1 pseudogene is annotated in these 245 nt (G+C 69.8%); it reads left to right on the top strand.

Annotated features, from left to right (window positions below):
• A pseudogene (locus tag OH705_RS28335) lies at nt 1-245 on the top strand (zinc-binding alcohol dehydrogenase family protein); the annotation flags it as partial.

The following is a 245-nucleotide window of genomic DNA, read 5'->3' on the forward strand; positions in this document are numbered from 1 at the left end:
GCACCGCTTCGCGCGCAGAGACCCAGGCCTGGGTCCGCGACCTCGGCGCGCACCATGTGATCGACCACGGCAAGCCGCTGGCCGAAGAGCTGAAGCGGATCGGTGTCGCCGAGGTCAGCCACGTCGCCAGCCTGACCCACACCGACCAGCACCTCGAACAGATCGTCGCCGCGCTGCGCCCGCAAGGCCGCCTGGCGCTGATCGACGACCCGGCGTCGCTGGACATCGGCAAGCTGAAGCAGAAG

Source organism: Pseudomonas sp. BJa3 (assembly GCF_026343815.1).
In the GTDB taxonomy this organism is placed as follows: domain Bacteria; phylum Pseudomonadota; class Gammaproteobacteria; order Pseudomonadales; family Pseudomonadaceae; genus Aquipseudomonas; species Aquipseudomonas soli.